The organism is Rhizobium sp. PAMB 3174, assembly GCF_052908375.1.
The window spans coordinates 4181216-4187335 of sequence record NZ_CM128608.1; the positions used below are offsets into that span (position 1 = coordinate 4181216).

Genomic DNA, 6120 nt, shown 5'->3' on the forward strand with positions numbered 1-6120 from the left:
GCGGATATCCGGCCGGCATTCTGGATCGCGATATGGAGTCGCCTGTCAGGCGATCAGGTCGACAAAATGGCCGACATCCTCCTCGCTGGTCGCAAAGCTGGTGACGAGGCGGATCAGTCGCTGGTTGTCCTTCAGCATGTAGGGCTCGTCGACGGGGACCGGCCAGTCATAGAACTTCGCGCCGGCTTGCTCGGCCTTTTTCGCAACGCTCTCGTCGATGACGGCGAAGACCTCGTTCGATTGCGTCGGCCATGCCTGGTGTCCATGGGGGCTCTTGTCCAGTCCGTCGCGCAGCTGATCCGCCATGGCATTGGCGTGACCTGCAAGCTCCAGCCACAGGTCGTCCTTGAGGTAGGCGTCGAACTGGGCTGCGATGAAGCGGGTCTTGGAGAAGAGCTGTGCGCCGCGCTTGCGAATGAAGGGCAGGTCGCGCGCCATGTCGGGCTTGAAGAAGACCAGCGCCTCCGCACACCAGCAACCATTCTTGGTGGCGCCGAAGGACAGCACGTCGACGCCGCGCTTCCAGGTCATTTCGGCCGGGGTGGCTCCGAGCGCGACGAGCGCATTGGCGAAACGGGCTCCGTCCATATGAAGCGGCAGTCCGTGTTCGGCGGCGATGGCGGAAATCGTCTCTATTTCCTGCAGACTGTAAATGGTGCCGGCCTCAGTCGCCTGGGTGATGGTGACGGCCTGGGCGCGACCCTGATGTACGGCGTCCTGCGGAAAGCGGCGGATGGCGGCTTGCAGGCGTGCCGGGTCGATCTTGCCTTCGGGGCCGGGGACGGTGAACAGGCGCGATGCATTGGCGAAGAATTCCGGTGCGCCGCATTCGTCTGCCACCACGTGGGCGTCGGAATGGCAGAAGGTAACGCCGCCGGCCTTCTCTATGCTGGCGAGCGCGAGCGAGTTGGCGGCCGTCCCGGTGCCGACGAAGAAGACGGCGACCTCCTTCTCGAAGATTTCGTTGAACGTCTTTTCGACGTGACGGTCGAGGTCGCTCGTGCCGTAAGCGGCTGCGAAGCGGCCGGATTCCTTGAACAGGCGTTCGCTGATGGCGGGATGGGCGCCGGCCCAGTTGTCGGAGGCAAAGAACATGAAGGTGGGTCTCTCTGATGGTGGATCGTCGGCTTGCGGATATGTCAGGGAAGCGTCACGGTCTTGAGCCTTCGGTATACGCCATGTGACCACGGTTTCAATCCCGGCACAGCTGCCGTCATTTTCGATGCAGATTTGCCATTGCGCAGAAGATGGCGTTGACGGAAGCTTGTTTCAGAAATGTCAGCATTCGAGAAAGCTTCGACCGCCAGAGCCTGCAGAATTTATTTCGAGGCTCTTGCGAAAAGCCCGGCTTTCTGTCATAGATTTATCGAAATTAGGTCAGCTTTGTTGTCCTAATTTCAGCCTTGCGGCAAAAATATCGCCAAGGGGCCTGACCATACCGGCCGAAAACGCTATAGTCCTGACGATTGATCGGCGCCGACAACGGCACGCCTTCAGGGCCATTGTTTAAGAGAGCGGCCGCAGGCTCATTGGATACCGTCCCGACAGAGGATGGCTGCAGCTGGCTTCAAATGAATATTGCAAAGAGCCTGTAGACCCGGTTTTCCGGTGACCAGCACCCAACAGAACGCCCGGATTTGCGGGCCGGCAGGAGGAATGACGATGACGAAGATGACGCCATCAGCGGCCATGGCACGCCAGGCGGCCGGTTCGACAGCCATCCGGACCGTTATGCGTGAAGCGGCGCGCGGTCTTCCGCCGAAGCAGGGTCTCTACGATCCGATCAACGAGCATGACGCCTGCGGCGTCGGTTTCGTCGCCCATATGAAGGGCCAGAAGTCGCATCAGGTCGTCAAGGACGGCCTGTTCATGCTGGAAAACCTGACGCATCGCGGCGCTGTTGGTGCCGATCCGCTGATGGGCGATGGCGCGGGCATTCTCGTGCAGATCCCCGACCGTTTCTTCCGTGAGGAAATGGCGGCGCAGGGCGTGGCCCTGCCGAAGGCGGGCGAATATGCGGTCGGCTACTGTTTCATGCCGCAGGACGAAGAGCTTGCGGCACACTTCAAGGACATCATCACCGAAGTCGTTGCCGAGGAAGGCCAGGTCCTGCTCGGCTTCCGCGACGTGCCGGTTGACAACGCGTCGCTCTCCAAGGCGCCTGACATTGCCGCGACCGAGCCGCGCCACGTGCAGGTCTTCATCGGCGCCGGCGAGGATTGCACCGCCAACATCGAATTCGAGCGCAAGCTGTTCATCCTGCGCAAGGTCATCTCCAACCGTATCTATGCGGAAGAGGCGGGCCGCGACCTCGGCTTCTACTTCGTGTCCCTGTCGACCTCGACGGTCGTCTACAAGGGCATGTTCCTGGCCTACCAGGTCGGCGCCTACTACAAGGACCTGAACGATCCGCGCTTCGAAAGCGCCGTCGCCCTCGTCCACCAGCGTTTCTCGACCAACACCTTCCCGTCCTGGAAGCTGGCGCACCCCTATCGCATGGTCGCCCATAACGGCGAAATCAACACGCTGCGCGGCAACGTCAACTGGATGGCCGCCCGCCAGGCGTCCGTGTCCTCGCCGCTCTTCGGCGACGACATCTCCAAGCTCTGGCCGATCTCCTATGAAGGCCAGTCGGATACCGCCTGCTTCGACAACGCGCTCGAGTTCCTCGTGCGCGGCGGCTACTCCATGGCCCATGCGGTGATGATGCTGATCCCGGAAGCCTGGGCCGGCAACCAGCTGATGGGCGAAGAGCGCAAGGCATTCTACGAATACCATGCCGCCCTGATGGAGCCGTGGGACGGGCCTGCCGCCGTCGCCTTCACCGATGGCCGCCAGATCGGCGCGACGCTCGACCGTAACGGCCTGCGTCCGGCCCGCTATATCGTCACCAGCGACGACCGCGTCATCATGGCGTCGGAAGCCGGCGTGCTGCCGGTCAAGGAAGAGGACATCATCCAGAAGTGGCGCCTGCAGCCGGGCAAGATGCTGCTGATCGACATGGAAAAGGGCCGCATCGTTTCCGACGAGGAAATGAAGACGGAGCTTGCCTCCAGGCATCCCTACCAGAAGTGGCTGAGCCAGACGCAGCTGATCCTCGAGGATCTGAAGCCGGTGGAGCCGCGCGCGCTGCGCCGCGACGTGTCGCTGCTCGATCGCCAGCAGGCCTTCGGCTATACATCCGAAGACACCAAGATCCTGATGTCGCCGATGGCCACCACCGGCCAGGAAGCGATCGGCTCGATGGGCACCGACACGCCGATCTCGGCCATGTCGTCGAAGTCGAAGCTGCTCTACACCTATTTCAAGCAGAACTTCGCCCAGGTCACCAACCCGCCGATCGACCCGATCCGCGAGGAGCTGGTGATGAGCCTCGTTTCCTTCATCGGTCCGCGTCCGAACATTCTCGACCACGAGGGTGCGGCCAAGGCGAAGCGTCTCGAAGTGCGCCAGCCGATCCTGACGAACGGCGACCTCGAGAAGATCCGCTCGATCGGTCACACCGAGGACCGTTTCGACACCAAGACGCTGGACTTCACCTATGATGCCGAGCGTGGCGCCGAAGGCATGCCGGAAATGCTGGAGCGCCTCTGCGAGCGCGCCGAAGCGGCCGTTCGCGGCGGCTACAACATCATCGTGCTCTCCGACCGTCAGATCGGCCCGGACCGCATCGCCATCCCGGCGCTGCTGGCCACCGCCGCCGTGCATCACCACCTGATCCGCAAGGGGCTTCGCACTTCGGTCGGTCTCGTGGTCGAAACCGGCGAACCGCGCGAAGTACATCATTTCTGCTGTCTCGCCGGTTACGGCGCCGAGGCGATCAACCCGTATCTCGCCTTCGACACGCTGCTCGACATGCATGCGCGCGGCGAGTTCCCGAAGGAAGTCGATGCCAGCGAAGTCGTCTATCGCTACATCAAGGCGATCGGCAAGGGCATCCTGAAGGTCATGTCCAAGATGGGCATCTCGACCTACCAGTCCTATTGCGGCGCGCAGATCTTCGACGCCGTCGGCCTTTCCAAGGCGCTGGTGGACCAGTACTTCTTCGGCACCGCGACGACCATCGAAGGCATCGGCCTTGAGGAAATCGCCCGCGAAACCGCCGATCGCCACTCCGCGGCCTTCGGTCGTGACCCGGTTCTCGCCGGCACGCTCGACGTCGGCGGCGAATATGCCTTCCGCATGCGCGGCGAAAGCCACGCATGGTCGCCGGATGCGGTCGCCGAACTGCAGCACGCCGTGCGCGGCAATGCCCAGGATCGCTACAAGGCGTTCGCCGACATGGTGAACGGCGAGGCGCTGCGCATGAACGCCATTCGCGGCCTGTTCAAGATCAAGGACGCCGCGGCGCTCGGCCGTACGCCTGTGTCGATCGACGAGGTCGAGCCGGCGACGGAAATCGTCAAGCGCTTCTCGACGGGGGCCATGTCCTTCGGCTCGATTTCGCGCGAGGCGCACACCACGCTCGCCATCGCCATGAACCGGATCGGCGGCAAGTCGAATACCGGTGAGGGCGGCGAGGAAGCCGACCGCTACATGCCGCTGTTCGACGGCTCGAAGAACCCGGAACGCTCCGCGATCAAGCAGATCGCCTCGGGCCGCTTCGGGGTGACGACCGAATACCTGGTCAACGCCGACATGCTGCAGATCAAGGTCGCGCAGGGCGCCAAGCCCGGCGAAGGCGGTCAGCTGCCCGGCCACAAGGTGGATGCGACGATCGCCAAGACCCGTCACTCGACGCCGGGCGTCGGCCTGATCTCGCCGCCGCCGCACCACGACATCTATTCGATCGAGGATCTGGCGCAGCTGATCTACGACCTGAAGAACGTCAACCCCGAGGCCGACGTCTCGGTCAAGCTCGTCTCGGAAGTCGGCGTCGGCACGGTTGCCGCCGGCGTGGCCAAGGCGCGCGCCGACCACATCACCATCTCCGGCTATGACGGCGGTACCGGCGCTTCGCCGCTGACCTCGCTCAAGCATGCCGGCAGCCCGTGGGAAATCGGCCTTGCCGAAACCCAGCAGACGCTGGTGCTGAACGGCCTGCGCTCGCGCATCGCCCTGCAGGTCGACGGTGGTCTGAAGACCGGTCGCGATGTCATCATCGGCGCGCTTCTCGGCGCCGACGAATTCGGCTTCTCGACCGCGCCGCTGATCGCTGCCGGCTGCATCATGATGCGCAAGTGCCACCTGAACACCTGCCCGGTCGGCGTCGCGACCCAGGATCCTGTCCTGCGCAAGCGGTTCAAGGGCGCGCCGGAGCACGTCGTCAACTACTTCTTCTTCATTGCCGAGGAAGTACGTGAGATCCTGGCGTCGATGGGCTACACGAAGCTCAACGACATCATCGGCGAATCCGGTCTCCTCGAAAAGGAAACCATGCTCGACTACTGGAAGACCCAGGGGCTCGATTTCTCCCGCATCTTCCACAAGGTCGATGCGCCGAAGGAGGCGACCCACTGGACCTCGCGCCAGCATCATCCGATCGATGACATTCTCGACCGCAAGCTGATCGAGAAGGCCATGCCGGCGCTGGAACGCAAGGAACCGGTCGCCTTCGAAATGCCGATCCGCAACGTCGACCGGTCGGCCGGCGCGATGCTGTCGGGCGAGCTGGCCAAGCGCTGGAACCACAAGGGCCTGAAGGACGACACGATCAACGTGACGCTGCGCGGCACGGCCGGCCAGTCGTTCGGCGCGTTCCTGGCTCGCGGCATCACCTTCGACCTGATCGGTGACGGCAACGACTATGTCGGCAAGGGCCTGTCGGGTGGCCGCATCATCGTCCGTCCGCCGGAAAACACGAGGATCGTTCCGGAACAGTCGATCATCGTTGGCAACACCGTGCTCTACGGCGCGATCGAGGGCGAATGCTACTTCCGTGGCGTCGCCGGCGAGCGTTTCGCGGTGCGTAACTCCGGCGCCGTCGCCGTCGTCGAAGGCGTGGGCGATCACGGCTGCGAATACATGACGGGCGGCGTCGTCGTCGTCATCGGCGAAACGGGGCGCAACTTCGCGGCCGGCATGTCCGGCGGCGTGGCCTATGTTCTCGACGAAGCCGGTGATTTCTCGGCCCGCTGCAACATGGCGATGGTCGAGCTGGAGCCGGTTCCGGAAGAAGAC

1 protein-coding gene and 1 pseudogene are annotated in these 6120 nt (G+C 63.3%); one reads left to right on the plus strand and one right to left on the minus strand.

The features are described from left to right. Window positions 1-45: 45 nt before the first annotated feature. A complete protein-coding gene (locus tag ACU5AY_RS19950; protein WP_446827510.1) occupies window positions 46-1095 on the minus strand; it encodes a threonine aldolase family protein in 1050 nt (349 codons plus the stop codon). Between the two features lie 594 nt (window positions 1096-1689). On the opposite strand from ACU5AY_RS19950, the pseudogene gltB reads away from it, so the two are divergent. Beyond that, window positions 1690-6120 (plus strand): annotated as a pseudogene (gene gltB, locus ACU5AY_RS19955) (glutamate synthase large subunit); the annotation flags it as partial.